The sequence below is a fragment of the Actinocorallia aurea genome, from assembly GCF_054783995.1.
On the sequence record NZ_BAAGPQ010000015.1, the window covers coordinates 247,158 to 268,883 of the forward strand.

The 21,726-nt window shown below is 73.8% G+C and carries 24 protein-coding genes; 14 read left to right on the forward strand and 10 right to left on the reverse strand.

All coding sequences use genetic code 11. The annotated features are described in order from the left end of the window. Window positions 1-164: 164 nt before the first annotated feature. A complete protein-coding gene (locus ACYVOM_RS20840) occupies window positions 165-1,184 on the reverse strand; it encodes a Gfo/Idh/MocA family protein (protein WP_460305099.1) in 1,020 nt (339 codons plus the stop codon). Window positions 1,185-1,239: 55 nt separating this feature from the next. After that, a complete protein-coding gene (locus ACYVOM_RS20845) occupies window positions 1,240-2,187 on the reverse strand; it encodes an endonuclease/exonuclease/phosphatase family protein (protein ID WP_460305100.1) in 948 nt (315 codons plus the stop codon). A 98-nt stretch (window positions 2,188-2,285) separates the two neighbouring features. Between ACYVOM_RS20845 and ACYVOM_RS20850 the strand changes: the two genes are divergently transcribed. Together ACYVOM_RS20850 and ACYVOM_RS20855 are read left to right on the forward strand one after the other, a co-directional pair. After that, window positions 2,286-2,738 (forward strand): winged helix-turn-helix transcriptional regulator, encoded by a 453-nt coding sequence (locus ACYVOM_RS20850; protein ID WP_460305101.1) that lies wholly within the window; start codon window positions 2,286-2,288, stop codon window positions 2,736-2,738. After that, window positions 2,735-3,277: an NADAR family protein gene (locus ACYVOM_RS20855; protein WP_460305102.1), complete on the forward strand. Its 543-nt coding sequence runs from the start codon at window positions 2,735-2,737 to the stop codon at window positions 3,275-3,277. Before ACYVOM_RS20850 ends, ACYVOM_RS20855 begins: the two co-directional genes overlap by 4 nt. Before the next feature lie 6 nt (window positions 3,278-3,283). Here the strand turns inward: ACYVOM_RS20855 and ACYVOM_RS20860 are convergent, their stop codons facing one another. The 3 genes from ACYVOM_RS20860 to ACYVOM_RS20870 are packed head-to-tail and all read right to left on the reverse strand — an operon-like array spanning window position 3,284 to window position 5,133. Next, on the reverse strand, window positions 3,284-3,955 hold the full coding sequence (locus ACYVOM_RS20860) for a hypothetical protein (protein ID WP_460305103.1): 672 nt from the start codon (window positions 3,953-3,955) through the stop codon (window positions 3,284-3,286). Next, complete coding sequence (locus ACYVOM_RS20865) at window positions 3,948-4,445, reverse strand: SigE family RNA polymerase sigma factor (RefSeq protein ID WP_460305104.1); 498 nt, start codon at window positions 4,443-4,445, stop codon at window positions 3,948-3,950. The genes ACYVOM_RS20860 and ACYVOM_RS20865 overlap by 8 nt, the downstream gene beginning before the upstream one ends. A gap of 13 nt (window positions 4,446-4,458) precedes the next feature. Then, window positions 4,459-5,133, reverse strand: a complete 675-nt coding sequence (locus ACYVOM_RS20870; protein WP_460305105.1) for a class I SAM-dependent methyltransferase — start codon at window positions 5,131-5,133, stop codon at window positions 4,459-4,461. Between the two features lie 211 nt (window positions 5,134-5,344). On the opposite strand from ACYVOM_RS20870, the gene ACYVOM_RS20875 reads away from it, so the two are divergent. Beyond that, window positions 5,345-6,478 carry an MFS transporter gene (locus ACYVOM_RS20875; protein WP_460305106.1) on the forward strand — a complete coding sequence of 378 codons (1,134 nt, stop codon included), beginning with the start codon at window positions 5,345-5,347 and terminating at the stop codon, window positions 6,476-6,478. A 16-nt stretch (window positions 6,479-6,494) separates the two neighbouring features. On the opposite strand, the gene ACYVOM_RS20880 is transcribed toward ACYVOM_RS20875, so the two are convergent. Continuing rightward, a complete protein-coding gene (locus ACYVOM_RS20880; protein ID WP_460305107.1) occupies window positions 6,495-7,577 on the reverse strand; it encodes a hypothetical protein in 1,083 nt (360 codons plus the stop codon). A 153-nt stretch (window positions 7,578-7,730) separates the two neighbouring features. Here ACYVOM_RS20880 and ACYVOM_RS20885 point away from each other — a divergent pair, with 153 nt between their 5' ends. After that, the gene (locus tag ACYVOM_RS20885) at window positions 7,731-8,696 is read left to right on the forward strand and encodes a pirin family protein (RefSeq protein WP_460305108.1); all 966 of its coding nucleotides are present in this window, start codon (window positions 7,731-7,733) and stop codon (window positions 8,694-8,696) included. A 54-nt stretch (window positions 8,697-8,750) separates the two neighbouring features. Here ACYVOM_RS20885 and ACYVOM_RS20890 read toward each other — a convergent pair whose 3' ends face one another. After that, window positions 8,751-9,590 (reverse strand): DUF4253 domain-containing protein, encoded by an 840-nt coding sequence (locus tag ACYVOM_RS20890; RefSeq protein ID WP_460305109.1) that lies wholly within the window; start codon window positions 9,588-9,590, stop codon window positions 8,751-8,753. Between the two features lie 117 nt (window positions 9,591-9,707). On the opposite strand from ACYVOM_RS20890, the gene ACYVOM_RS20895 reads away from it, so the two are divergent. After that, window positions 9,708-10,496 (forward strand): CPBP family intramembrane glutamic endopeptidase, encoded by a 789-nt coding sequence (locus tag ACYVOM_RS20895; protein ID WP_460305110.1) that lies wholly within the window; start codon window positions 9,708-9,710, stop codon window positions 10,494-10,496. Window positions 10,497-10,539: 43 nt separating this feature from the next. Here the strand turns inward: ACYVOM_RS20895 and glpK are convergent, their stop codons facing one another. Together glpK and ACYVOM_RS20905 are read right to left on the reverse strand one after the other, a co-directional pair. Then, window positions 10,540-12,015, reverse strand: a complete 1,476-nt coding sequence (gene glpK / locus ACYVOM_RS20900) for a glycerol kinase GlpK (protein ID WP_460305111.1) — start codon at window positions 12,013-12,015, stop codon at window positions 10,540-10,542. 99 nt (window positions 12,016-12,114) lie between these two features. After that, complete coding sequence (locus tag ACYVOM_RS20905; RefSeq protein ID WP_460305112.1) at window positions 12,115-12,879, reverse strand: hypothetical protein; 765 nt, start codon at window positions 12,877-12,879, stop codon at window positions 12,115-12,117. Window positions 12,880-13,033: 154 nt separating this feature from the next. On the opposite strand from ACYVOM_RS20905, the gene ACYVOM_RS20910 reads away from it, so the two are divergent. The 7 genes from ACYVOM_RS20910 (at window position 13,034) to ACYVOM_RS20940 (ending at window position 18,442) form a co-directional block, all read left to right on the forward strand. After that, window positions 13,034-14,032 carry an AAA family ATPase gene (locus ACYVOM_RS20910; RefSeq protein ID WP_460305113.1) on the forward strand — a complete coding sequence of 333 codons (999 nt, stop codon included), beginning with the start codon at window positions 13,034-13,036 and terminating at the stop codon, window positions 14,030-14,032. After that, a complete protein-coding gene (locus tag ACYVOM_RS20915) occupies window positions 14,032-14,913 on the forward strand; it encodes a DUF58 domain-containing protein (protein WP_460305114.1) in 882 nt (293 codons plus the stop codon). The genes ACYVOM_RS20910 and ACYVOM_RS20915 overlap by 1 nt, the downstream gene beginning before the upstream one ends. After that, window positions 14,910-15,857: a VWA domain-containing protein gene (locus ACYVOM_RS20920; protein WP_460305115.1), complete on the forward strand. Its 948-nt coding sequence runs from the start codon at window positions 14,910-14,912 to the stop codon at window positions 15,855-15,857. Before ACYVOM_RS20915 ends, ACYVOM_RS20920 begins: the two co-directional genes overlap by 4 nt. Window positions 15,858-16,032: 175 nt before the next feature. Continuing rightward, window positions 16,033-16,638 (forward strand): class I SAM-dependent methyltransferase, encoded by a 606-nt coding sequence (locus ACYVOM_RS20925; protein WP_460305116.1) that lies wholly within the window; start codon window positions 16,033-16,035, stop codon window positions 16,636-16,638. Further along, window positions 16,625-17,164, forward strand: coding sequence for a TrmH family RNA methyltransferase (locus ACYVOM_RS20930; RefSeq protein WP_460305117.1), 540 nt, complete (start codon window positions 16,625-16,627; stop codon window positions 17,162-17,164). The genes ACYVOM_RS20925 and ACYVOM_RS20930 overlap by 14 nt, the downstream gene beginning before the upstream one ends. Window positions 17,165-17,226: 62 nt before the next feature. Then, on the forward strand, window positions 17,227-18,003 hold the full coding sequence (locus tag ACYVOM_RS20935) for a glycerophosphodiester phosphodiesterase family protein (protein WP_460305118.1): 777 nt from the start codon (window positions 17,227-17,229) through the stop codon (window positions 18,001-18,003). A 94-nt stretch (window positions 18,004-18,097) separates the two neighbouring features. Continuing rightward, complete coding sequence (locus tag ACYVOM_RS20940) at window positions 18,098-18,442, forward strand: RNA polymerase-binding protein RbpA (RefSeq protein ID WP_460305119.1); 345 nt, start codon at window positions 18,098-18,100, stop codon at window positions 18,440-18,442. Window positions 18,443-18,601: 159 nt separating this feature from the next. On the opposite strand, the gene ACYVOM_RS20945 is transcribed toward ACYVOM_RS20940, so the two are convergent. Next, window positions 18,602-19,153: an FxsA family protein gene (locus tag ACYVOM_RS20945; protein WP_460305120.1), complete on the reverse strand. Its 552-nt coding sequence runs from the start codon at window positions 19,151-19,153 to the stop codon at window positions 18,602-18,604. 240 nt (window positions 19,154-19,393) lie between these two features. Between ACYVOM_RS20945 and lnt the strand changes: the two genes are divergently transcribed. Both lnt and ACYVOM_RS20955 read left to right on the forward strand, forming a co-directional pair. Then, complete coding sequence (gene lnt, locus ACYVOM_RS20950; protein WP_460305121.1) at window positions 19,394-21,001, forward strand: apolipoprotein N-acyltransferase; 1,608 nt, start codon at window positions 19,394-19,396, stop codon at window positions 20,999-21,001. Continuing rightward, a complete protein-coding gene (locus ACYVOM_RS20955; RefSeq protein ID WP_460305122.1) occupies window positions 20,998-21,711 on the forward strand; it encodes a polyprenol monophosphomannose synthase in 714 nt (237 codons plus the stop codon). Before lnt ends, ACYVOM_RS20955 begins: the two co-directional genes overlap by 4 nt. Window positions 21,712-21,726: the final 15 nt, after the last annotated feature.

Here is a 21,726-nt window from a genome sequence, read left to right on the forward strand (position 1 = left end):
TCACCGCTCCCGCCCGAAGAGGCCGAGCCGCTCGTGCAGCGGCGCTTGGGGAGCGCGGGGGCCAGACCGCTGATCCGGCTGTCCGGCGCAGGATGCGGGGCGGGACCGGAGGGTCCCGCCCTAGAAGTCAGCTCTGGTGCGTGGGGCCCACTCGGGCGCCGCGGTCATCTGCCGACGGCGGAGCGGAGGGCGGCTTCGATGACCTCCAGGCCGGCGATCGCGTCGGCCATGCTGACGGGCGGCGGGGCGCCCTGCTGGAGTGTGGCGGCGACGCCCCGGTAGAACTCCTGGTAGGCGCCCGGGTCGGTGCGGACGGGGCGGGCCCGGCCGGGGACGCCGACCAGGCCGTAACTCTCGGGCGGCATCTGGCCCCAGCCCGGTTCGCGCGGGGTGCGCCCGGCGCGCAGGGCGGCCTCCTGCCCGTCCATGCCGTGGATGACGTAGGACGCCTCGCTGCCGAGGACGCGGAAGCGGGGTCCGAGGTCGGCGGCGGTGGCGCTCATCCAGAGGTGGGAGCGGACGCCGCCCTCGTGGGTGAGGCCGAGGAAGACGTCGTCCGGGACCTGGGCGCCCTCCCGGCGCGTGTCCACTTCGGCGTACACGTGGGTGGGCGGCCCGAACAGGCAGATCGCCTGGTCGACGAGATGGGTGCCGAGGTCGTACAGGATGCTGCCGGCGTCGGCGGGGTCGCGCGATTCCTTCCAGGATTCGGCGACCTCGGGGCGCCAGCGTTCGAAGCGCGACTCGAACCGGTGCGCCTTGCCGAGGGCGCCTTCGGCGATGAGCCTGCGGGCCGTCCGGAAGTCCCCGTCCCAGCGGCGGTTGTGGTACGGGAAGACGGGCGGCCCGTACGACTCCAACTCCCGGGCCTGCGCGGACGTCACGGCGACCGGCTTGTCCACGACCACCGGAAGGCCCGACTTGAGCGCCGCGGTGGCGAGCGAGACGTGGGTGCGGTTGGGGGTCGAGACGACGACGAGGTCGCAGTGCTGCGGCTCGGCGAAGACCGCCGAGGCGTCGGGCAGCACCGCGACGCCGGGGTACCGCTGCCTGACCGCTTCCTGCCGTTCGGGGTCGCCCGTCACGACGGCGACCAGCATCATCCCCGGCACCGAGCTGATGAGCGGGGCGTGGAAGGCCGCACCCCCGAGCCCGTATCCGATGAGGACCACACGCAGCGTCATAGACCGATCATGACAAACCGGCCCGGGACGGCGAGCGGGAGGGTGGCCTCACCGCTCATGGCAGGCGGAGGCGGGCGAAGACGGCGCGGTGGTCGCTGGCCGGGAGGGCGTGGACGGCGTAGTCGAGGACGGCGACGCGGGGGTCGGCGAGGATGTGGTCGATGGCGATGCCCGGGACGGGGCGGCCGTCGGCGGGCCAGGTGGGGTGCAGGGCCGCGCCGCGCGCTTCGGCCGCGGAGCGGTAGCCGGTGGCCAGGACGGCGCGGAGGCTCGCGTGGTCGAGGGTGGCGTTGAAGTCGCCGGCGAGGATGCGCACCGCGCCCTCCGGCGTGGCGGCGGGCAGCGCGGCCTGGCTGTCGCGCCAGCACTGGTCGAGGCCCGGGTAGAGCGGCGCGCAGGTGTGGATCGCGACGACCTCGACGGGTCCGGCCGCGCCGGGCACCGTGATCTCGGCCCGCACCGCGCCCGCCGGGGACGGTCCCGGCACGCCGATCGGTCGGGCCGAGTAGAGCGTGGTGTCGTTGGTGCCGTCCTGCGCGTGCGGCAGGTACTCGCGGATGCCCGCCTTCTCCAGGGCCTCCTTGGCGTGCGGTGGCAGCTCCGACAGGGCGAGGACGTCGATGTCGAGGGTGCGGACGAGGCGCAGGACGTCGCTCGCGGGGGTCCTGCCGTGCAGCAGGTTCGCCGCCAGGATCCGCAGTTCCGGCCCGCGGGCCGCAGGTTCGCCGTCCGCCAGGACGCGGGGCACGAGGAGCGCGGCGAGCACCGCGACGGAGACGGCCCCCGCGAGGGCGGGGGCGCGCCGCCGCAGGACGAGGGCGACGACGGGCGCGGCCACGGCCGCCGCCGCGACATAGGGGGTGAACGAGACGAGCTGCACCCAGCGGAAGGACCCCTCCCATCCGGACAGCCGCACCGCGGCCCACAGCGCGAAGGGCGTGACGAGCACCCAAGCGGCAACGGTCTTCCAGCGCCCCATGATCCGGCCCCCCGCGGCGATCACCCGGGGCGGCTCCCCGCGCCCCTCCGCGCAGGCTAACAGCGCGGACCCCCGCCGTGACTCCCTCGAACGAGTGAGTTGGATATGGCAACCTGGAGGGTATGAGCAGCACCGCGCGCCCCTGCTCGATCGCCGGGGCGCTCCAGATCGTCGGCGAGCGCTGGGCGCTCCTGGCCGTCCGCGAGATCATGTTCGGCAACCGCAGGTTCGACGAGATCGCCCGCAACACCGGCGCGTCCCGCGACATCCTCACCACGCGCCTGCGCTCCCTGGAGGCCGCGGGGGTCCTCACCCGCCGCCTCTACCAGGAGCGGCCCGCGCGCTACGAGTACCATCTCACCGAAGCGGGCCGCGATCTCGCGCCCGTCCTCACCGCCCTGCGCGACTGGGGCGACCACTGGATCGACGGCGACCCCCCGGTCACCGCGACGCACACCTGCGGCCAGGTGGCCGACACCGTCCCGGTGTGCCGCCACTGCCTCGGGGAGGCGACCCCGGAGACCCTGCGCCTGACCGTCAACGCCCCGGGCTGGACCTTGAAAGGACCTGAGTGACCTCCCCCCTCGACCTCCCCTCGCTGCGCCGCCTGGAGGCGGAGGGCGCGAGGCTCCGGTATGTGTACTTCTGGGGGCACACGCCCAACGCGAGCGGCAACCACGTGTTCTCGCAGTGGTGGCAGGGGGCGTTCGAGCTGGACGGGGTCCGCTATCCCTCGGCGGAGCACGCGATGATGGCGGGCAAGGCGCGGCTGTTCGGCGACGACGCGGCGCTGGCGAAGGTGATGGCCGCCGGGCATCCGCGCGACGCCAAGTCGGCGGGCCGCGAGGTCCGCGGGTTCGACGAGGACGTGTGGGCCGAGCACAGGTTCGATCTCGTGACGCGGGTCAGCGCCGCCAAGTTCGGCGCGACGCCGGAGCTGCGGGCGCATCTGCTCGGGACGGGCACCCGGGTCCTCGTGGAGGCCAGCCCGCTCGACCGCATCTGGGGCATCGGCCTGGCCGCCGACGCCCCCGACGCGTCCGCGCCCGCGCGCTGGCGGGGCCTGAACCTTCTGGGCTTCGCCCTGATGCGGGCGAGGGACCTGCTGGCCTGAGCGCGCTCAGCCGACCGTCCAGGTGCCGTCGGCGGCGGGGCGGACCCCTACGGGCTCGCCGTTCACGAAGACCAGCAGCCGCTCTCCGTCCGGCACGGCGGCGCCGAGCCGGACCGCCGCGCGGTCGGTCTCGTCGCGAGTGAAGGCCAGCGACGGCACGAGGGCCGCCAGCGCGGTCTTGAAGGCCTGGGGAAGCCTCTCCCTACCGCAGGACTCCCGGTCCGCGCAGAAGGCGTCGAAGACGGTGAGGGGCCCGCTCGCCTCGGTGCGCGGCAGCGCCGTCAGCGCGGCGGCGTATGCGGGGGCGATGTCTTCCGCCAGGCTCCCCGCGTCCTTGGCCACCTCGTTGTTCAACCCGCCGCCGTTCAGCCCGTCGCCGTTCCGCCCATCGCCGTTCCGCCCGTCGTCCAGGGGGGCATCGGGCGCGATGCTCGCCGGCTTCTCGTGGGAGGCCGCGTCGGGGCGTGCGGCGGATGCGGTGTGCAGTTCGGAGGACTGCTGCACCCACAGCAGCGGGAGCACCGCGGCGGCGCAGGCGGCGACGACCGACGACACCGCGACGGTGACGCGGCGCCTGCGCCGGACCCGCCGGACCTCGCCGAGGACGGCGTCGGCGAGGGACGCCGACGGCCCGGGCGCGTCGTCGGCGAGCAGGTCGAGCAGGGTGCGGTCATCCATGGGCGTCGTCCCGTACCGTGCCGTAGGCTTCGCGGAGTTTCTCCAGGCCGCGCATGGTCTGGCTGCGGACGGTGACCGCCGAGCAGCCGAGGAGTTCGGCGACCTCGGCGACCTCCAGGCCGACCCAGTGCCGCAGCACCACCGCGGCGCGCTGGCCCGCGGGCAGGGCGGCGAGCGCGGCGCGCAGCCGCACGTTCCCGTCGACGGAATCGAACGGATCGGCCCCGGGGCGCTCGGGCGGCGCCTCGGTCGCGGTCTCGTACCGCCGGTGGGGGCGGCGGTGCTCGTCCGCGGCGACGGTGACGAGGATCCGGCGCACGTAGGCCTCCGGGTTCGTCTCGATGCGCTTCCACCGAAGATACGCCTTGACCAGGGCGTTCTGCACCAGGTCCTCGGCGCCCGCGCGGTCGGCGGTGAGCAGGTAGGCCAGCCGCAGCAGCGCCGGGGAGCGTTCGGCGACGAAGTGCCGGAACGCCTCCTCGTCGGCCATCGTGGCCTCCTCGTTAAGCCGGGACCTGCCATACGGTGGTCCGCTTGTGCCGGGCGTCCTCCAGCGCACGGCTCACCGGCACGTCGTACCGGGCGAGCGCGGTGTAGCTGCCGCGCGGCAGGTAGCGGCGTCCGGGGTCGCCGACGAGGACGAGCGCGCCGCGTCCGGCGTTCGCGCGGAGGAACGGCTCGACCCTACGGGACATCGCCTTGTCGTAGAAGACGTCTCCGGCGAGCACGAGGTCACTGCGTTCGTGCTCATGGGGCTCATCGGCGACCTCTTCGAGGAGGTCGGCGCAGACCGCGGTGACGGTGACGCCGTTGGCCTCGGCGTTGGCGGTGACCGCGGCCGCGGCGTACGGGTCCACTTCGGCGGCGACGACCTCGCGGGCGCCCGCGAGGGCCGCGGCGACGGCGACGACGCCGGAGCCTGAGGCGAAGTCGAGGACGCGGCGGCCGCGCACGAGTTCGGGCCGGTCCAGGACGTGCCGGGCGAGGGCGAGCCCGCCGGTCCAGGCGAAGGCCCAGTAGGGCAGGCCGGTGTCTTCGGTGCGCTCCCAGAGCCCATAGGGATCATCGGCCTGGTGGAGCACCATTTCGGGAAGGAACGGGACGGGTCTCAGGCGCGTGTGCGCGCGCACGAAGGCGAGTTCTTCAGGCGCCTGGCAGAGCGGGGGGTTCGACTGCACGTTGGAGACCTTAAACCGCGCGCCCTTACAACGCCATTTCCCACGGTCATTTTTCCTCAGGTTCCATTTTGTTGCCTAATCAGACTATGTCTGGTGACACTTCCTGCGACCTGGAAAAACCGTCATAAAAGGCAACATCCGCCCCGCCCCCGCGATCCGGCGCCACGGCCCGCCTTCCAATAGTTAACAAACTTACCTAATATGGGCGCCCATGTGGTCACCCAGGATGTCGGTCGCGGCGGTGTTCGCCCTGCACGGTGCGGTCGGCGGCTCGTTCGCCACCCGCATCCCGTGGATCCAGGAGAGGGTCGACGCCGGCGCCGGCGGGCTGGGCCTCGCGCTCCTCGCCCCCGCGTGCGGCGCGTTCCTCGCGATGCCCCTCACCGGCCGCCTCATCCACCGGCGCGGCGCCCGGACCGTGGCCCGCGCGACGGCGCTGCTGTTCGCCCTCTCCCTCGCCGCGCCCCCGCTCGCCTCCGACCTCGCAGTCCTGTGGGTGCTGCTGCTGGCCTACGGCGTGCTCGGCGGCGTGTGCGACGTGGCGATGAACGGCCTCGGCGTCGAGGTGGAGCGGTCCCTCGGCAGGCCGATCATGTCGGGCTTGCACGGCATGTGGAGCGTCGGGGCGCTGGTAGGCGCGGGGGCGGGCGCGCTCGCCGCGGCGGCCGGGATGGACGCGCGCACCCATTTCGCGGCGGCCTCGTGCGTCCTGGTCCTGCTCGCCCTGGCCGCCGGGCGCGGCCTGCCCGACCCGCCGCCCGGCGAGGCCGAACCGTCCCGGTTCACACTGCCGGAGCGCGGGCTGCTCGGCATCGGCCTCGTCGGCTTCTGCGCGGTCTTCGCCGAAGGCGCCACCGCCGACTGGTGCGCGGTCTACCTGCGCGACGTGGTGGGCGCCGAGCCTGGCATCGCCGCGGCCTCCTACACGGCGTTCGCGGTGACGATGGCCGCGAGCCGGCTCGTCGGCGACGCGGTCGTGGCCCGGCTCGGCACGGTCCGCACGGTCCGGCTGGGCGGGGTGATGGCCGTCGCGGGCGGCGTGCTCGTGGTGACGGGCCGCGCGCCGGCCCCGGCGATCGCGGGCTTCGCGCTCATCGGCCTCGGCATCGCCGTCGTGGTGCCGCTCGCGTTCGCCGCGGCGGGACGGGCCGCGGACGCGCCCAACGAGGGCGTCGCCGCCGTCGCGACGATCACCTACTCGTGCCTGCTCATCTCCCCCGCCCTCGTCGGCGGCCTCGCCTCGGCGACCTCGCTCCCGGTCTCGTTCGGCGTGATCACCGCGATGGCCGCGCTGATGACCGCCTCGGCGGGGTTCCTCGGCCGCGGCGAGGCCAAGGCCGCCTGAGGCGGCCCGAGGCGGCTCAGCCCAGCAGGCGCAGAGCGCGCTGGGTGCCGCTCCTGGCGGCGCTCGCGGCGAGCTTCGGGACCGCCGCGGGCGCGGTGCGCAGCGTGACGCGGACGGCGATCGCGGCGGCGGCCTCGCCCGCGGGCCCGCCCACGACGAGTTCGGTGATCCGGCGGGTCGCGCGGGAGACCGTGCCGTCGGCGGCGGCCGGGACGGGCTCGCCGCGCAGCACGCCGACCGCGCCCGTCCAGGCCAGGCGCACCGACTCGCGGGCGCTGTCCTTCATCCGCTCGCGCAGCGCGGTGCGCGCGACGTCCTCGGCCATCTCGGTGAGCGCGCGCCCCAGCTCGGTGCCCGCCGCCCAGGAGGCCGCGCCGGACGCGCCGCGCCCGGCCAGCTCCGCCAGCCCGCTCGACCCGGCGAGCTCCACGACCACCCTGACGGGCTCGCTGCGCGCCACGTCGCCGGCCCAGCCGACCGCCGCGGAAGGCAGCATCCCTGCTCCGACGAGCCGCGACGCCACCTCCTCGGCCGCGTGCCTGGCGATGTTCTCGGCGACCTCCAGGGCGAGTTCCGGCCCCACCTCGATCACCACGTCCATGACGACGTCGGCGACCACGTCCGTGACGGAGTCGAGCGCGGTGTCGACGGCGGTCCTGGCCAGCGCGCTGCCCGCGGCCCGCTCGGTGATCCCGACCCAGGTGGAGGCGGCTCGCGTCGTCAGCGGGTTGCGCAGCGCGAGGCGGCGCGCGGCCTTCGACAGCGGGTGCCCGGCCGCCTGGCCCGCGACGGCCAGCGCGGTGGCGGTGACGCCGTAGGCGGCGCCGGTGACGGCGTTGCCGCCCGCGGCGGTGGCGAGCTGCGCCGCGGCCTGCTCGGCGATCGTGATGGCGAGGCGCTGCGCCGCGGTCTGCGCGGCCCGCTCGACGGGGACGCGCACGGCGGGCAGGTCGAGGGCGCGTTCCAGGCCGGTGCGCGCGACGCCGACGGTGAGGTCCCGGCCGAGTTCGCGGACCGGGCGGGTGATGAGGGAGCCGAGCCGCCAGAGGCCGGCGACCTCCCGCCGGAGGTCCGTGCCCCCGGTGTGTTCCGCCTCCATCGCCCGCTCCTTAGGCCGTCACTCCACCTCGCCCGGGAGCTGTCTTCCCCCGGCCGACCTGCGGCGAAGAGGGTATCCCCTGCCGCCCGCGGAACAATCCCGATCACTTGGGGCGATCTTCGGGGGACGGATCCGGCCGATACCGTTGAGGCCATGAGCAATCTGGAGATCGCGCCCGAGCCCGTCGCCACCGGCGGCACCGCCGACGTCAAGGCGACGCCCGTCCGGGAGTTGCTGCCGGTGAAGGAGGTCATGCTGGGCGGCACCACGCTGGTGCGGCGGCTGCTGCCCTCGTTCGGCCGCCGCATGGTCGGCGCGTGGTGCTTCCTGGACCACTACGGGCCCGACGACGTCGCGAACGAGCCGGGCATGCAGGTCCCGCCGCATCCGCACATCGGCCTCCAGACCGTCAGCTGGCTGCACGCGGGCGATGTCCTGCACCGCGACAGCCTCGGCAGCCTGGCGACGATCCGGCCCGGTGAGCTGGGCCTGATGACGTCGGGGCGGGGCATCGCCCACTCCGAGGAGTCCCCGGCGCCGCATCGGCCGATCCTGCACGGCGCGCAGCTGTGGACGGCCCTGCCGGACTCGGCGCGGCACAAGGCGCCCGCGTTCGCCCACCACACCGACCTGCCGGTGGTCACCGCGCCGGGCCTGCGCGCGACGGTGTTCCTCGGCGAGTTCGACGGCGTGGTCTCACCCGGCGAGGTGTTCACGCCGATCACCGGCGTGGACGTGGCCGTGGAGGCGGGCGGCGAAGCCCGGCTGCCGCTGGAGTACGACTTCGAGTACGCGGTGCTGACCATGACCGGCGACGTCCGGATCGACGGCGCCGAAGCGCCCGTGGGGCGGCTGCTCTACCTCGGCTGCGGCCGGGACGAGGTGCCGGTCGAGGCGGGTTCCGCGGCCCGGTTCCTCCTGCTGGGCGGTGTCCCGTTCGAGGAGAAGCTGGTGATGTGGTGGAACTTCGTGGGCCGCACCGGGGCGGAGATCGCGGCGGCCCGCGACGCCTGGATGACCGGCGATTCCCTGGGCGTCGTGCACGGCTACGACGGCCCGCGCGTCCCGGCCCCCGCCCTGCCGAAGGTCCCCCTGAAGCCGCGCGGCCGCGAGCGCTGACGGCCCGGCCCGGCCGGGACCGTCAGGCCCGAGGCCGCCTCGTCGCCCAGGGGGTCAGTCCCACCAGAACGACCAGGCGTTGCGGCCCACGAGCTCCTCGGCGTAGCCCTCCAGGCTGCCCGCGCCCTGGACGACGACGTCCGGGCAGAACGCCCAGTGCTCGGCGGCGACGTGCACGGCGTGCTCGGCGTCGCGGGGCGGCGCGGCGACGCTGAAGTCCATCGTGTTGAACCCGATCCGGACGAGGCGCGCGCCGAAGCGGTCCTCCCAGCCGCGCGCGACGGCGGCCATCGGCGCGGTCCACGGGTTGTGGTTCAGGGCGCCCTGCCAGCCCATGACGGCGAGGGTGTCGGCGGAGCGGGTCGCGGCGACCAGCCCGAGAAGGGTGCTGCGGCCGTCGGCGAGGCGGCCGACGAGCCAGTCGGCGGCCTCCATCGGCTCGGCCATCGGCTCGCCGGGCGCGGCAAGGCCGGGGCAGAACTTGCCGAACGGGGCGAGGTCGTCGAAGTCGTCGCCGTAGCGCAGCCGCGGCTCGATCATGTCCTGCCAGACCTCGGTCATGAACTGGGCCGGCTCGTAGACGTCGATCTCCGCCTCGGGCTCGGGCGCGACCTGGCCCGCCGCCCACGGCTGCGCGGACTCGTCCAGCAGCAGCGGCCACAGGCCCGAGTACCGGTGCTCGGCGGCGAGGCTGCGCCAGACGTCGGCGGTGACGGGCGCGTCGCTCAGCCAGAACGCGGGCCGCGTCACCGGATGATCGCGGCGGTAGGACCGGTCCGGCCACACCACCGCACCCTCGGGCAGCGGAACGTTCAAAGTCCGGCCGTTGCCGCCGTCGGCGAACAGCCGGTAGACACCCGCCGGCAGCGCCCTGCCGGGCCGGGGATCGTCCATGCTCGACCACTTTCGACTTGTAACGACCTATGCCGGATCTTGGCGCATTCCAGGACTCTACTGCCACCGGGCCGCCCTGTGCGGCTCCCGCAGGCAGAGCGTGCGACGATCGGTGCCGTGACCGCCGAGACCAAGCTGCCCGCGCTGCTCCCCGACCGCCGGACCCTGACCCGGGAGATCTGGCTGGTGTTCGCCCTGTCACTGGGCGCTTCGGCTCTGGCGGCGCTGATCTCGTTCACCGGCTCGGTCACCGCGGAGAAGGGGCTCGCCGAGCAGACCGCCTCGCTCGTCACCGACCGGTACGCCGGACGGCCCTGGCTGGGCCTGTCCTGGCAGCTCTACGCGATCGCGTCCTCGCTGGTGCCCGTCGCCCTCGTCGCCCATTTCCTGGCCCGTTCTGCCGAGCCGATCGGCCGGACCCTCGGCGTCGCGTGGGTCCCGCGGGGACTCGACCTGCTGCGCGGCGCGGGCGTTGCGGCCGCGATCGGCGGCTCGGGCCTGCTGCTGTACCTGGGCGCGAACGCCGCGGGCGCGAACCTGACGATCGTGCCGACGACGCTCGGCGACGTGTGGTGGCGGATCCCGATCCTGGTGCTGTCGGCGATCGAGAACGCGGTGCTGGAGGAGGTGATCGTCCTCGGCTACCTGATCCACCGGCTCGACCAGCTCGGCTGGTCCCGTTGGAAGGCCGACCTGACGAGCGCCGCGGTCCGTGGCGGCTACCACCTCTACCAGGGCCTCGGCGGGTTCTTCGGCAACTTCGTCATGGGCGTGGTCTTCGCGTTCCTCTACCGCCGCTGGGGCCGCGTGATGCCCCTGCTCGTGGCGCACGCCCTCATCGACATCGTGGCGTTCGTCGGCTGGGTCGCCCTCGCCGGAAAGGTCTCCTGGCTCCCCGGCACCTGAGAGACCGTTGCCGCAGGGGGACGCCGGCCGGCTCCCGCGCGGGTCAGTCGGCCCAGTCGAAGGTGCGGGTGACCGCCTTGAGCCACTGGGCGTACTCGCGTTCGCGCTGGTCGGCGGGCATCTGCGGCTCCCAGCGGCGGTCGGCCTTCCACTGGGCTGCGAGCTCGCTTCTGTCCGCCCAGACGCCGGTCGCCAGGCCCGCCGCGTAGGCGGCGCCCAGAGCGGTCGTCTCGTTGATGCGCGGCCGGACGACGGGGACGCCCAGCACGTCGGCCTGGATCTGCATGAGCAGGTCGTTGACGACCATGCCGCCGTCGGTCTTCAGCTCGCTGAGGGTGTGGCCGGAGTCCCGGTTCATCGCGTCGACGATCTCGCGGGTCTGCCAGGCCGTCGCCTCAAGGACGGCGCGGGCCAGGTGGCCCTTGTGCACGAAACGGGTCAGGCCGACGATCGCGCCGCGCGCGTCGGAGCGCCAGTAGGGGGCGAACAGGCCGGAGAACGCGGGCACGAAGTAGCAGCCGCCGTTGTCCTCGACGGTCGCGGCAAGCTCCTCGACCTCGGCCGAGGAGGAGATGACGCCGAGGTTGTCGCGCAGCCACTGCACGAGCGCCCCGGTGATCGCCACCGACCCCTCCAGCGCGTAGACGGCGGGGGCGTCGCCGATCCGGTACCCGACGGTCGTCAGCAGCCCGTGCCGGGACGCGACCGGGCGCTCCCCGGTGTTCAGCAGCAGGAAGCTGCCGGTGCCGTAGGTGTTCTTGGCGTCGCCGGGCGCGAAGCAGCACTGGCCGAACAGGGCGGCCTGCTGGTCGCCCAGCGCCGACGCGATCGGCACGCCCTCCAGGACCCCCCTGCCCGTCCCGTAGACCTCCGCCGACGAGCGGATCTCCGGCAGGACCGCCTCGGGGACGCCGAACGCCGCAAGGGTGGCCGGATCCCACGCGAGGGTCTTCAGGTCCATGAGCATCGTGCGGGAGGCGTTGGTGACGTCGGTGACGTGCCGTCCGGTGAGGTTCCAGATCAGCCACGAGTCGACGGTGCCGAACAGCACCTCGCCGCGCTCGGCGCGCTCGCGCAGGCCGGGGACCTCCCGCAGCAGCCAGACCAGCTTCGGGCCGGAGAAGTAGGTCGCCAAGGGCAGCCCGCAGGAGGCGGCGAAGCGGTCCGGGCCCTCTTCTCCGGCGAGTTCCTTGCACAGCCGGTCGGTGCGGGTGTCCTGCCAGACGATCGCGTTGTGCACGGGCTCGCCCGTGCGGGCGTCCCAGACGACGGTCGTCTCGCGCTGGTTGGTGATCCCGACCGCGGTGAGCTCCGCCGCCGCCAGCCCGGCCCGCTCCAGTGCCTCGGCCACGCACTCCTGGACCGACGCCCAGATCTCGGCAGGGTCGTGCTCGACCCAGCCGGGCCGGGGGAAGATCTGCGCGAACTCGCGGCGGGCGTCGCCGACGACGGTGCCCGCGGAGTCGAAGACCATGCACCTGCTGGACGTCGTGCCCTGGTCGATCGCGGCCACGTACACCGGCTGCCTCCCGCTGGTCGTCCCCGCGGCGGCCCGCGGGCGGTGCCGACATCTTCGCGGAAACCCCGCCCCGCCGTCACGGGGGACGGGCGGCGGGCGTCAGAGCGGGTTGTCGTCGGACGGGTCGCCCTGGCCCGGGCCGCCCTCGTCGCCCGGTGACGGGGAGTTCGTCCGGGTCGGCGCCGGGGTGGGCTGCGGGGAGCCGGTCTGGCCCGGCGTCGGGGTCGGGCTCGTCGTCTGGACGGGCTCGGGAGGCAGTTTTTCGGGCTGGGAGCGCCACAACCAGATGACCGCGCCCAGGATCAGCGCGAGCAGCAGGAGCACCGCGACGGCCGCCAGGATCGTCCCCCACGGCCCGGTGCTCCCGCCGCGGGCGGAGTCTCCAACGCCGCCGAAGAGCATCGTGTCGCGGCGCGGCCCCGTGCCCGCGCCCGCGCCGCGGGCGGCGTAGCGGGGGAAGACCAGGTACGGGCCGCCCGAACCCGCGGGGGGCACGCCCGACTCGGTCACCGGGTAGGCGGGCTCGGCGGCGCCGACCCAGTGGTGCGCCAGCGGCGGTCCGCCGCCCTGGCCGGAGAGCTCGACCGAATCCAGGAGCCCGCTCAGGTCGCCTTCGCCGACCGCCCAGGGACCCGGATTGGAGACGTCGTAAGACAGCAGGCCGCCCCGCTCGCCGCGTACGGCCGCGGCGAAGCGGTCGCGCGCCGCGGCGTCCCCGGCGGCGCCCTTGGACAGCAGCACCACCTGCACGGCCCGCCCCACGCCGTCGACCGCGCCGAAGACGTACCCGGCGGGCGTCTGGCGGAGCGCGCCCGTCAGACGGTACGGGCCGGGTGACGGCGGGGACGGCGGCGGCGCTGTCATGACATGACCATAACGCCCGCGGGGAACGCTCTCGCGAACCGCACGCGATCATCCGTGTCGGCGGCGGGGCACCGGGTAGTCACGTAGGGTCGGACTTGTCAGTCGAGACAGTCTTGTCAGTCGATGCAGTGGAATTCGGGGCGAAGGGGCTGGTGTGACCGTCACCGAAGGGACCAAAGAGGCGTCCGCGCTGCTGGAGCGCGCGCTCTCCGAGGTGAAGAAGGTCATCGTCGGCCAGGAGCACATGGTCGAGCGGCTGATCGTCGCGCTGCTGGCGGGCGGCCACTGCCTCGTCGAAGGCGTGCCCGGGGTGGCCAAGACCCTCGCCGTCTCCTCCCTCGCCCAGGTGACCGGCGGATCGTTCGCCCGCGTCCAGTTCACGCCCGACCTCGTGCCCTCCGACATCGTCGGCACCCGCATCTACCGGCCCTCCAGCGAGTCGTTCGACGTGGAGCTCGGCCCGGTCTTCGCCAACTTCGTCCTCGCCGACGAGATCAACCGCGCCCCCGCCAAGGTCCAGTCGGCGCTGCTGGAGGTCATGGCCGAACGGCAGGTGTCCCTGGCCGGCCGGACCTATCCCCTGCCGAGCCCCTTCATCGTGCTCGCGACCCAGAACCCGATCGAGTCCGAGGGCGTCTACCCGCTGCCGGAGGCCCAGCGCGACAGGTTCCTCATGCGGATCAACGTCTCCTACCCCGACGCGGCCGACGAGATGGCGATCCTGCGCCGGATGAGCGTCGACCCGCCCTCGGCCGAGCAGGTCCTCGACCCGCAGACCCTGATCGACCTCCAGAAGGCCGCCCAGCGGGTGTCGGTGCACGAACTCGTCGCCGACTACGTCGTCCGGCTCGTCATGGCCACCCGGCAGCCCGGCGCCTACCGGATGCCCGACCTCGCCCCGCTCATCGAGTTCGGCGCGAGCCCCCGCGCGACCCTCGGCCTCGTCTCCTCCTCGCGCGCCCTCGCGCTGCTGCGCGGCCGCGACTTCGTGCTGCCCGAGGACGTCCACGACGTGGCACGCGACGTCCTGGTGCACCGCCTCGTCCTGACCTTCGACGCCATCGCCGACGGGGTGTCGGCCGGCGAGCTCGTCGCCCGCGTCCTGGCCTGCGTGCCGCCGCCGCGGGTCGTGTGGAACCACGGCCAGGTCTGATGCGGATCCCCGAAGACAGGCTCCGCAGGCTGGAACTCAAGGTGACCGGCCGCCTCGACGGGATGCTCGGCGGCGAGCACCTCGGCCTCCTGCCGGGGCCCGGAAGCGAACTCGCCGAAGCGCGCGCCTACCAGCCGGGCGAGGACGACGTCCGGCACATGGACTGGTCGGTCACCGCCCGCACCGCGATCCCGCACGTGCGCGACGTGGTCGCCGACCACGAGCTCGAGGCCTGGGCCCTGGTCGACCTCACCCCGAGCATGGACTACGGCACCACCGACCTGCTGAAGCGCGACCTCGCCGTCGCCGCCCTCGCCGCCGTCGGATTCACCGCGACCCGCCTCGGCGACCGGGTCGGCGCCTACCTCATGACCGGCCCCGCGCTGCGCCGCAGGCCCGCCCGCACGGGCCGCAGCCGCCTGTACGCGCTGCTGCGCGAGGTCGGCGAGGCGCCCAGCGAACCCGGCCCGCTCACCCTCGAAGGCGGGATCACCGCGCTCGACCGGGGCCAGCGCCGCCGCGGCCTGCGCGTGGTGATCAGCGACTTCCTCGACGGCTCGGACTGGGAGCGGCCGCTGCGCCGGATGGCCGCGCGCCACCAGGTCCTCGCGGTCGAGGTGATCGACCCGCGCGAGCTGGAGCTGCCCGCGACCGGCATGATCGAGTTCGCCGACCCCGAGACCGGGGCCGTCAGCGAGTTCCTGCTGAACGCCCGCGTCGCCGAGGACTACCGGCGGGCCGCCGCCGCCCAGCGGGCCGCGAACGCCGTCGCGCTGCGCCGCGCGGGCGCCGGCCACCTCGTGCTGCGCACCGACCGCGACTGGGTGACCGACATCGCCCGGTTCGCCCTGCGCCGCCGCAGACTGGGAGGGCGCGCATGACCTTCCTGTCGCCCTGGTGGCTGCTGCTCCTCGCGCTCGTCCCCGCGATGCTGCTCGCCTACCTCCTGCTGCTGCGCCGCGGCTCCCGCCAGGCGGTCCGGTTCACGAACCTGCCGACGCTGCGCGCGGTCGCCCCGCGCAGCCCGGCCTGGCGCAAGCACCTGCTGGCGGGGATGTTCCTCACCCTGCTGACGGTGCTGTGCGTCGGCGCCGCCCAGCCCGCCGCGACGGTGAAGGTGCCCCGCGAGCGGGCCACGATCATGGTCGCGATCGACGTGTCCCTGTCGATGCAGGCCACCGACGTGAGCCCCTCCCGCTTCGAGGCGGCCAAGGCGTCGGCCAAGACCTTCATCGAGAGCCTGCCCCGGCGGTTCAACGTCGGCGTCGTCTCCTTCGCCGGGACGGCCAACGTGGTCGCCTCGCCCACCGCCGACAGGGTCGCGGCGCTCACCGCGATCGACAACATCGCCCTGGACCGGCGGACGGCCATCGGCGAGGCGGTCTTCGCCTCGATCACCGCGATCAAGACCTTCGACGCGGGCAACGGCTCCGACCCGCCGCCCGCCCACCTCGTCCTGCTCTCCGACGGGGACAACACCTACGGCAGGTCCGTCTCCTCGGCCGTCGCGGCGGCGCGGGCGGCGAGCATCCCGGTCTCCACGATCGCCTTCGGCACCCCCTACGGCACCGTGACGATCGAGGGCGAGACGACGACCGTCGACGTCAACAAGGCGACCCTGCGCGCGCTGGCGTCCCAGACCGACGGGCACGCCTACGAGGCCGAGGACTCCGCCCAGCTCTCCGAGGTCTACGAGAGCATCGGCACCTCCCTCGGCTGGCGGCCGGAAAGCCGGGACATCACCTCCTGGTTCACCGCCCTGGCCGCCCTCCTGGCCCTCGCGGGCGGCGCCCTGTCCCTCACCTGGTTCTCCCGCCTGCCCTGAGCCGGGTACAGGGCGCCCCGGCGCAGCCGGGCCCTCAAGCGCCCAGTACCCGGCCCAAAGAACACAGCCGGGTACAGGGCGCCCCGGCGCAGCCGGGCCCTCAAGCGCCCAGTACCCGGCTCGAAGAAGCACAGCAGGTCGGGCGGGTATCGCGACGGCATTAGGCTTGGCGGCCGTGGGGGATCATTACTTCTCGGCCGAACCGGGCACGTCCAGCCGTCCGGCCTCCGTCGACCTGGTGCTGCGCGACCTGCACCTGCGGCTGGAGACCGATCGGGGCATGTTCTCCCCCGACCGCGTCGACGCCGGCACCCGGATCCTGCTCGACTCCGTGCCCCCGCCGCCGCAGGAGGGGCATCTCCTGGACATCGGCTGCGGGTACGGGCCGATCGCGCTGACCCTCGCCAAGCGCGCCCCCGGCGCCACGGTCCACGGCGTCGACGTCAACCGGCGGGCGCTGGAGCTGGCCGGGCGCAACGCCGCCGCGGCGGGCCTGGAGAACGTGTCCTTCACCGAGCCGGACGCGCTCGATCCGGCGCTGCGCTTCGCGGTGATCTGGTCGAACCCGCCGATCCGGATCGGCAAGGCCGCGCTGCACGAGCTGCTGGAGACGTGGCTGTCGCGGCTGACGGCCGACGGCCGGGCCTACCTGGTCGTCCAGAAGCATCTCGGGAGCGACTCCCTCCAGCGCTGGCTCACCGAGTCGGGCCTGGCGGCGTCCCGGCTCGCGTCCCGTTCGTCCTACCGCATCCTGGAGGTCCAGGCCCGTGAACACCCCTGAACGCCGGCAGCTTCGCGCGACCGACGTCAAAAGGCTGAACCGCACCTGGCGGCGGGCCACCGAGGGGCGGCTCGGCCTGCTCGTGGAATCGGTCACCCAGCCGTTCAACATCGGCTCGATCTTCCGCACCGCCGCGGTGTTCGGCGTCGAGCACCTGTGGCTGGCGGGCAACGCGACCCCGCCGACCCACCCGAACGCGCAGAAGACCGCGCTCGGCACCGACCGGCTCGTCCCCTGGGACCACGCCGGGACCGTCGCCGACGCCGTCAAGAAGGCCCGCGCGCAGGGGTTCAAGGTCGTCGCGCTGGAGCTGACGGGCGACGCGAAGCCGCTGCACGAGGCCGATCTCGCGGGGAACGTGTGCCTGGCCGTGGGCGGCGAGGACCACGGCTGCTCCCCCGCCCTGCTGGCAGCGGCCGACTCCGTCGCCTACATCCCGCAGGTCGGCCGGGTCGGCTCGCTGAACGTCGCGGTGGCCACGGCCGTCGCGCTCTCGGAGATCCGCCGCCGCGAGTGGGCCGGCTGACGGCGCGCCGGGTGACCCGGGCCACTGCCTTTACACAGTAAGTCCGAGTCATACTGAGGGCGATGCGCTACGCCTTCCTCGACCACGACGGCCCCATCGCGTTCGCCCACCGCGGCGGGGCCTTCGGCGCGCCAGAGAACACCATGGCCGCCTTCCAGCGCGCCGCCGACCTCGGCTACCGCTACATCGAGACCGACGTCCAGGCCACCTCCGACGGCGCCCTCCTGGCCTTCCACGACGCCGATCTCGCCCGGGTCACCGGCGAGCCCGGCAGGATCGCGCGGCTGCCCTACCGGCGGATCAGCCAGGCCCGCATCCACGGCACCGAGCCGATCCCCCTCCTGGAGGACGCCCTCGGGTCGTTCCCCTCGATCCGCTTCAACATCGACATCAAGGACCACCCCGCGATCACCCCGCTGATCCGCGTCCTGCAGCGCACCCGGGCCTGGGAGAGGGTCTGCATCACGTCCTTCTCCACCCGCCGGCTCGCCCGGGCGCGGGCCCAGGCCGCCGAACTCACCCGCGAACCCGTCTGCACCGCGCTCGGCCCCAGCGGGGTCGCCGCCGTCCGGCTCGGCGGCCGGGCCGCCCGCATCGCCGCCGAAGGGGTGGCCTGCGCCCAGATCCCCCACTCCCTCGGCCCGCTGCCGTTCGCGACCGCGTCCTTCGTCACCCAGGCCCACGCCGTCGGCCTCGCCGTGCACGCCTGGACGGTCAACGAACGCGGAGTGATGGACCGACTCCTCGACGCGGGCGTCGACGGGATCATGACCGACGATCTGGAGGCGTTGCGGGAGGTCATGGCCGGACGCGGCCTCTGGGGCGGGGCCGGAGGGTAACAGACAGGGTTGGAAAGGCGACCAGCGGGAATCTTGTAGCGGTATCCAGCGTTGGTCACAGCAGGACCGCTAGCCGTCTGGGAGGCGTTTTTCGATGGCAGAGCGCGCACTTCGCGGCACCCGGCTCGGGGCGACGAGCTATGAGAACGACAGGAACACCGACCTGGCACCGCGCCAGGAGGTGTCGTACACCTGCCCGAAGGGCCACCAGTTCAGCGTCACCCTCGCCGCCGAGGTCGAGGTGCCGATGACCTGGGACTGCCGCAACTGCGGTGTTCCCGCCCTTCTGATGGACGGGGAGGTGCCCATCGCCAAGAAGGGCAAGGCACCTCGCACGCACTGGGACATGCTCCTGGAGCGCCGCTCCATCGAGGACCTGGAGGAGGTCCTGGCCGAGCGCCTGGAGATCCTCCGCTCGGGCAGGCGAAAGACCGCATAGCCCGCGGAAGCCCGCGAGCCGCGAACGAAGAACGAGTCACCGATGAAAGGCCCGCACCGCGATCGGCGGTGCGGGCCTTTCGCGTCCGCCCGGCGGGCGGCTGCTCGGCGCGCGGCTGCTCGGCGCGCGGCTGCTCGGCGCGCGTCCGCTCGGCGCGGATCAGCGGCGGCCGGGGCCGTCGCCCTCGTCGTCGTCGCGCAGGACGTCGCCGCGCAGGATCTCGCCCTGCACGGGGGGCCGGGCGGGGCGGTCGTCCTCCTCGACGACCTCGCCGCGGATCACGTCGCCCTGGCCGGGGAAGACGGGGCCGCCAGGGCCGGGGAAGCCCGCCGTGGCGCCGATGCGCGCGGCGCGGCGCTCGGCCCAGGCCATGAGGGGCTTGCGGACCAGGGGGCGGGTGAAGGGCAGCACGCACAGGAATCCGACGATGTCGGTGAGGAAGCCCGGGACGATCAGCAGGACGCCGCCCGCGAGGATGAGGAACCCGTCGGCGAGTTCGCGGTCGGGCATGCGGCCCTGGGAGAGGTTCGCGTTGAGGTTCGACCACGCGCGTTTGCCCTCGCGCTTGACGAACCAGAGCCCGAGGAGGGTCTCGGCGACCAGGAGCAGCAGGGTCCACCAGCCGCCGATCGCGTGACCGACCTGGATGATCACGTAGATCTCGGCGACCGGAAGGAGCACGAACAGGAGTGGAAGGAGCAGCGGCCACATGTCTTCATCATCCCCGATGATGTGCGGTGTCCGAACTGCTGGTTCATGTTTGACAGGGCAATGGATTCCGGTAGTTTGAGCCGTCTGGTCCAGACCGGACCCGACGGGCTCGGGCATCCTATAGACAACGGACACCGCCTCCACTGCCTGTGGGGACGCGTCCGGCCCGACGGATGTCCGGGCCCGCGTCCTTTGCCGGTACCTTCTTTTGCAAGGGGCGCCGGGAACGCTGGAGATGGTGTGACGCAGGAGACGGTGACGGCCGAGCCCCGAGAGGCGCCCGAGGGGCCGCACGCCGCGGCGAGGCCCCGCCGGGCGGCGCGGATCGCGGTGTGCGCGGCCGCCGGCCTGATCATGTGCCTCGCGTTCCCGCCGAGCGTCTTCGGGCCGGACACGGGCAGCCCGTCGGGCCTCTGGCCGCTGGCCCCCGTCGGTGTGGCGGTCCTGGCGCTGGCGCTGCGGGGCCTTCGCCCGTGGGCGGGCGCGCTGGGCGGCCTGGTGTGCGGCCTGTTCTTCTTCGTCCCCGTCCTGCCGGGCCTGCGGCCCATCGGGACCGACGTCTGGCTGGGCCTGAGCCTCGTCGAGGCGCTCTACTTCGCGCCGATGGGCGCGGCCATGGCCTACGTCGCCAGAACCCGCCTGTGGCCGCTCTGGGTGGCCGGGCTGTGGGTCGCCCAGGAGCTGGTGCGGGGCCGGGTGCCGCTCGGCGGCTTCCCCTGGGCCCGCCTCGCCTTCTCCCAGACCGATACCCCCTTCACCGCGTTCGCGGCCCTCGGCGGCGCTCCGCTCGTCTCGTTCGCCACCGCCCTCACCGGCGCCCTGCTGGCCTTCGCGGTCCTCGCGGTCGCGGCCCGCGGCCTGCGCGCCGCCGCGCTCGGCCTCGTCGGGGCCCTGGCGGTGCCACTCGCCGGACTCGCCGTGCCGACGGGCTCCGGCACCGGCGGCGAGACCGCGACCGTGGCGGTGATCCAGGGCAACGTGCCGCGGTCCGGCATGGACTTCCTGGGCCAGCGCCAGGCCGTCCTCAACAACCACATCGCCCGCACCCGGGAGCTCGCCGCGCAGGTGAGGGCGGGCGAGGTGGCCCGGCCCGACCTCGTGATCTGGCCGGAGAACGCCAGCGACATCGACCCCTACGGCGATCCCGAGGCCCGCGCGCTGATCGACGAGGTCGTCGAGGAGGTCGGCGCGCCCGTCCTCGTCGGCGCCCTCACCTCCACCCCGGACGGGACGATGGTGGAGAACCGCGGAATCGTCTGGGACCCTGAGACGGGCCCCGGCGAGTACTACACCAAGCGGCATCCCGTGCCGTTCGGCGAGTACATCCCGTTCCGGGACGTCCTTACCAAGATCATCTCCCGGCTGGAGAGGGTGCCCCGCGACTTCGCGCGCGGCACCCAGGACAACATCCTCACCATGGACGGCGTCCACGTCGGCGACGTCATCTGCTTCGAGGTCGCCTACGACGGGATCGTCCGCGACGCCGCGGACGCGAAGCTCCTGGTCGTCCAGACCAACAACGCCACCTACGGGCACACCAGCCTGCCCTGGCAGCAGCTCGCCATGTCGCGGCTGAGGGCGGTCGAGCACGACCGCACCGTGCTCGTCGCGGCCACCAGCGGGATCAGCGCGATCGTCGCCCCCGACGGCACGCTGGTCGACCAGTCCCGCGAGTTCACCCCCGATGTGCAGGTGGCCTCCATGCCGCTGCGCACCTCGGTTACCATCAGTGACCGCCTCGGCGGGCTGCCGGAATGGCTGCTCGCCCTGGTCGGCGTCACCGGGGTGGGCCTCGCGCTCACCACGCGGAGGCGGGCCTCGAACACAGGCTCCGGAGAGGCAGCATGAACGCGATCGTCGTGATCATCCCGACGTACAACGAACGGGACAACCTCCCCCTGATCACCGCGCGGGTCCGGGCCGCGGTGCCCGGCGCCGACCTTCTGGTGGTCGACGACGACAGCCCCGACGGCACCGGCCTGCTCGCCGACGAGATCGCCACGGCCGACGACCACGTCCACGTGCTGCACCGCACGGCCAAGAACGGCCTCGGCGCCGCCTACCTGGCCGGGTTCCGCTGGGCGATCGAGCAGGGCTACGACATCATGGTCGAGATGGACGCCGACGGCTCCCACCAGCCCGAGCAGCTCCCCCGGCTGCTGGAGGCGCTGGAGGAGGCCGACCTGGTGATCGGCGCCCGCTGGGTGCCCGGCGGCGAGGTGGCGAACTGGCCGAAGCGCCGCGAGATCCTCTCGCGCAGCGCCAACACCTACGCCCGCCTCATGCTCGGCATGCCGCTGCACGACGCGACGGGCGGCTACCGGGCGTTCCGCCGCGAGACCCTGGAGAAGCTCGACCTGGACGACGTCGACTCGCGCGGCTACTGCTTCCAGATCGATCTCGCGCTGCGCGCCCACCGGGCCGGCCTGCGGGTCGCGGAGGTCCCGATCACCTTCGTCGACCGCATCCACGGCTCCAGCAAGATGGACGGCTCGGTGATCGCCGAGTCCATGCTCCGGGTGACCTCCTGGGGCCTGCGCGCCCGCTTCGGCCGCTGACCGTCCCCTCGGCCG

Excerpts from the sequence above, each read along its gene's own strand:
- ACYVOM_RS20840 (WP_460305099.1), bottom strand. The coding sequence starts at position 1,184 with ATGACGCTGCGTGTGGTCCTCATCGGATACGGGCTCGGGGGTGCGGCC.
- ACYVOM_RS20850 (WP_460305101.1), top strand. The coding sequence starts at position 2,286 with ATGAGCAGCACCGCGCGCCCCTGCTCGATCGCCGGGGCGCTCCAGATC.
- ACYVOM_RS20860 (WP_460305103.1), bottom strand. The coding sequence starts at position 3,955 with ATGGATGACCGCACCCTGCTCGACCTGCTCGCCGACGACGCGCCCGGG.
- ACYVOM_RS20865 (WP_460305104.1), bottom strand. The coding sequence starts at position 4,445 with ATGGCCGACGAGGAGGCGTTCCGGCACTTCGTCGCCGAACGCTCCCCG.
- ACYVOM_RS20875 (WP_460305106.1), top strand. The coding sequence starts at position 5,345 with ATGTGGTCACCCAGGATGTCGGTCGCGGCGGTGTTCGCCCTGCACGGT.
- ACYVOM_RS20880 (WP_460305107.1), bottom strand. The coding sequence starts at position 7,577 with ATGGAGGCGGAACACACCGGGGGCACGGACCTCCGGCGGGAGGTCGCC.
- ACYVOM_RS20885 (WP_460305108.1), top strand. The coding sequence starts at position 7,731 with ATGAGCAATCTGGAGATCGCGCCCGAGCCCGTCGCCACCGGCGGCACC.
- ACYVOM_RS20890 (WP_460305109.1), bottom strand. The coding sequence starts at position 9,590 with ATGGACGATCCCCGGCCCGGCAGGGCGCTGCCGGCGGGTGTCTACCGG.
- ACYVOM_RS20905 (WP_460305112.1), bottom strand. The coding sequence starts at position 12,879 with ATGACAGCGCCGCCGCCGTCCCCGCCGTCACCCGGCCCGTACCGTCTG.
- ACYVOM_RS20915 (WP_460305114.1), top strand. The coding sequence starts at position 14,032 with ATGCGGATCCCCGAAGACAGGCTCCGCAGGCTGGAACTCAAGGTGACC.
- ACYVOM_RS20920 (WP_460305115.1), top strand. The coding sequence starts at position 14,910 with ATGACCTTCCTGTCGCCCTGGTGGCTGCTGCTCCTCGCGCTCGTCCCC.
- ACYVOM_RS20935 (WP_460305118.1), top strand. The coding sequence starts at position 17,227 with ATGCGCTACGCCTTCCTCGACCACGACGGCCCCATCGCGTTCGCCCAC.
- ACYVOM_RS20940 (WP_460305119.1), top strand. The coding sequence starts at position 18,098 with ATGGCAGAGCGCGCACTTCGCGGCACCCGGCTCGGGGCGACGAGCTAT.
- ACYVOM_RS20945 (WP_460305120.1), bottom strand. The coding sequence starts at position 19,153 with ATGTGGCCGCTGCTCCTTCCACTCCTGTTCGTGCTCCTTCCGGTCGCC.
- ACYVOM_RS20955 (WP_460305122.1), top strand. The coding sequence starts at position 20,998 with ATGAACGCGATCGTCGTGATCATCCCGACGTACAACGAACGGGACAAC.